The following is a 1623-nucleotide window of genomic DNA, read 5'->3' as shown; positions in this document are numbered from 1 at the left end:
GACCACCCGGATGACGTCTGCCGAGGGTAAACTGGATTCGCAGTCGCAGCAGCTCACCAGTCTGCAGAACAGCCTGACCACGATGAATACTGAGCTGGGTAAAAAGGCTGACACGTCCGCGGTGAGTTCACTGACCGGTCGCGTAAGCCAGGTGGAAAACACCATCACCAGCCAGTCGCAGAGCATCACGTCGCTGACCAGCACCATCAATACCATCCGCACTCAGGGAGCTAATCCGTGGGTTGACGGTACGTTTGAAAGCTACAGCGATGGCCAGGTGCTGGGCGGGAACGGCACAGCCGTTGTGGTGGCGTCTCAGAAATTCACCGGCAATAAGAGCCTGCAGGTGAGTCGAGGAGCGAACAATAACGGCAACAGCGATAAACAGCTTGGGAGCTGGCAGTCAGTCCGTGAGGATGCGAAGTTCCGGTTTGAGTTCTGGGCTATGATGCCGGCGGATCAGGCGCCATCCTCCGGGTGGACAACGCTGGTCGGCATTAACTCACTGAATGCTGCCGGTCAAAACTCCTGGCAGTCGGCGGTCACTGTCAGCGAAGCCGCTCTTGGTGCGCGTGATAAGTGGGTGAAATTTACGGGTATTGCCAGTAACAACGGGGGTGGGAGAACACGCGCAGTGGTCTGGATCTCTACCCGTGGCGCCTCCGGCAGCGGCACCCCCGGTTATTCGCTGTATATCGACGATCTGGTTATCACGGATGTTACCGATGCGAAAGCTGCACAGGATGCCTCTGACGCGACGGCGAGTGCCGTGAGCGGTCTGACGGCTCGCGTAACGGATGCTGAAGGGAAAATCACCGCCCAGGCGCAGCAGCAGACGGCACTGGCCACGAAAGTGGATAATGCCAACTCCCGCGTCGATAACATGGCGAAGACGCTAAGCGACAGCCAGAGCACACAGGCCAGCCTGAATACCTCGCTTCAGTCGCAGATTGACGCGCAGGCGGCCGCCAACATCAAAAACCAGACGACGCTGGACAACACGATTAAATCGGTGACCAGTATCACCAGTACCCAGCAGACGCATGCAACGGCACTGGAGGCGCTGGCAACGCAGCAGACGACCCTGACATCCAGTGTCGGGGATCTCAGCGCTTCCGTTCAGAACACCGCCAAAACCGTGGCGGATGTGAATGGTACGGTGAGTTCGCTGTGGTCGATGAAGGTTGAGACGGTTAACGGGAAGAATGTTGGCGCGGGGATTACGCTGGGCAGCAATGGTGAAACGAGCGACATGATCCTCTACGCTGACCGCTTCTCGCTGTTTAACCGTAATAATGCGACGGCTGTTCCGGTGATGGTTGCCGAAGGCAATGAGCTGTATATCGATACGGCACGTATCAAAAACAGTTCCCTGACCTCAACCAAAATCGCGGACGGTTCCATCACGAACGCGAAGATCGGCAACGAGATCCGCTCGAATGACTTTGTTGACGGGTCACGCGGCTGGCGTATCGCCAAGGATGGCTCTTCGCAGTTCAACAACGTGATCGTTCGCGGTGCGGTTTATGCGACTGACGGCTGGTTCCAGGGGACGGTATATGCGAGCCACATCGAGGGCGACATCGGGTCATTTGCGATCAACATCGCTCAGCACCGCACGCG

1 protein-coding gene is annotated in these 1623 nt (G+C 57.5%); it reads left to right on the top strand.

Annotated features, from left to right (window positions below; genetic code table 11):
- Positions 1-1623 (top strand): DUF1983 domain-containing protein (locus FQK12_RS00140; RefSeq protein ID WP_146295615.1); only part of this gene is annotated, 1623 nt, incomplete at both ends.

Source organism: Klebsiella sp. ME-303 (assembly GCF_007910085.1).
Classification (GTDB): Bacteria; Pseudomonadota; Gammaproteobacteria; order Enterobacterales; family Enterobacteriaceae; genus Klebsiella; species Klebsiella michiganensis.
Note: the sequence above shows the minus strand (reverse complement) of the source record. Positions and strands in the feature narration are given on the sequence as shown.